The 1,703-nt window shown below is 63.6% G+C and carries 2 protein-coding genes and 1 pseudogene; 1 reads left to right on the plus strand and 2 read right to left on the minus strand.

The window, feature by feature from the left end:
* Positions 1 to 310, minus strand: a 310-nt coding sequence (locus ACEW8G_RS12780; protein ID WP_373488795.1) for a trehalose-phosphatase, incomplete at its 3' end; no start/stop codon positions are given.
* 157 nt (positions 311 to 467) lie between these two features.
* Between ACEW8G_RS12780 and ACEW8G_RS12785 the strand changes: the two genes are divergently transcribed.
* Positions 468 to 1,436 (plus strand): glucokinase, encoded by a 969-nt coding sequence (locus ACEW8G_RS12785; protein WP_373488796.1) that lies wholly within the window; start codon positions 468 to 470, stop codon positions 1,434 to 1,436.
* An 11-nt stretch (positions 1,437 to 1,447) separates the two neighbouring features.
* On the opposite strand, the pseudogene ACEW8G_RS12790 reads toward ACEW8G_RS12785, so the two are convergent.
* Positions 1,448 to 1,703 (minus strand): annotated as a pseudogene (locus ACEW8G_RS12790) (glutamate 5-kinase); the annotation flags it as partial.

A 1,703-nucleotide genomic window follows, 5' to 3' on the forward strand; every position in this document is an offset into this window, starting at 1 on the left:
GCGCTTCGGGTCGCTGCGGAGCCTGAATGGCGCCGTCGGCCAGACGCATTTCGCCGCCATGGCTGCCCGCGATGATACCGCGATAGCCCGGCAGATGCACCGCCACATCGGCGACCGCGCGCCCGGTGACCAGCGCCAGCCGCCCCTGGAGCATGTCGGACAGGCGCTCCAGCAGATCGGGCAGGTCAGCAGACACATCGATTGTTGACGGGGTGGCAGCAATGTCGACCAAGGTGCCATCGAAGTCAAGAAACAGGGTCGATTGCCCCAGCAGTCCGGGGGGTGGTTTTTCCTGACGGATAGAAAGCATATGCCTTGATAGCCGCAAAAATGCTGGCGGGCCAACCCATTGCCGGTGAAATCGGGCAGATAGCGAGGGCGACGCGAAAAAACTTGGTAAGGCATGTGGCGCGGACGAAGCGCGCAGTGCATGACGCGACCTTCCTCTCGTCACGAGTGAGCGCAAAATGACCCAGACCGTCGTCGCCGTCGATATCGGTGGCACCCATGCCCGCTTTGCTGTTGCCACGATTGACGGCCGCTGCGTGGTCGCGCTGGGCGAGGCAACGACGCTGCGTACCGCTGATTTTGCCAGCTTCCAGAACGCGTGGGCAGCCTTTGCGCGCGAGCAGGATGCCATGCCGCGCCAGGTTGCGATTGCCATCGCCGGGACGGCGGATGGCGATATCGTGAGCTTCACCAACAACCCGTGGAGCTTTCGCCCGGCGCTGCTGGACGAGCAACTCAAGATCGAGCGCCATATGCTGCTGAATGATTTTGAGGCGGTGGCGCATGCCGTGGGTCAGGCCGATGCGCATTATTTTGAGCCATTGTGCGGCCCCGATGTCGCGCTGCCCAGCGATGGCGTCATCAGCGTACTCGGCCCCGGCACCGGGCTGGGCGTCGCGCAGCTGTGGCGTGATTCCCACGGCTACCGCGTGCAGGCAACCGAAGGCGGGCACATCGAGTTTGCGCCGACCGACAGGATCGAGGATGCGTTGCTGGCGCGGCTGCGCAAGCGCCACCGTCGCGTCTCGGTCGAGCGAATCGTCGCCGGGCCCGGGATCGTCGATATTTACGAAACGCTGGCTTCGCTCGAAGGCCGTGCGGTTACCCAAATCGACGACCGGACGATCTGGACGCGCGCAATGGCGGGCGAGGACGGCCTTGCTGTTGCTGCTGCAGATCGCTTCTGCCTGTCGCTGGGTAGCGTGGCAGGAGATCTCGCGCTGGCGCAGGGTGCGGGCGGGGTGGTGATCGCGGGCGGCCTTGGTCTGCGTATCCGCAACATGCTGCTGCGCTCAGGCTTTGCCGAGCGCTTCAGGGCCAAGGGCCGGTTTGAAGCGTGGATGGCGGCGATCCCGGTCAAGCTGATCACCCACCCCCAGCCCGGCCTGTTCGGCGCGGCAGCTGCCTTCGCCCTTAAGCACGGTTAGCCCGTCAACCGTCAGGCAGATGCTGCGATGTCCTGTGGCTCCCACAGGATATGGCGGTCATCAAGGCAAATCAGGTTTTCGAGTTCGACCAGCACTGCGCGCGAGTGATAGCCGATCAGCTGCTTAACCGGAATGTCGAGGTTGCGCACGAGAATCGCGGTTTGCTCTGACGAAAAATCGGTCATGCCGCGCGCCCGTTCAACGCCGTTCTCATCGTAGATGTGGATGACATCGCCCTTCACATAATTGCCGCAGCTCGACACGACA

Origin of the sequence: Blastomonas sp. (assembly GCF_041747255.1) — a bacterium.
GTDB lineage: Bacteria > Pseudomonadota > Alphaproteobacteria > Sphingomonadales > Sphingomonadaceae > Blastomonas.

Coding starts and splice junctions, on each gene's coding strand:
- ACEW8G_RS12785 (WP_373488796.1), top strand. CDS start 468: ATGACCCAGACCGTCGTCGCCGTCGATATCGGTGGCACCCATGCCCGC.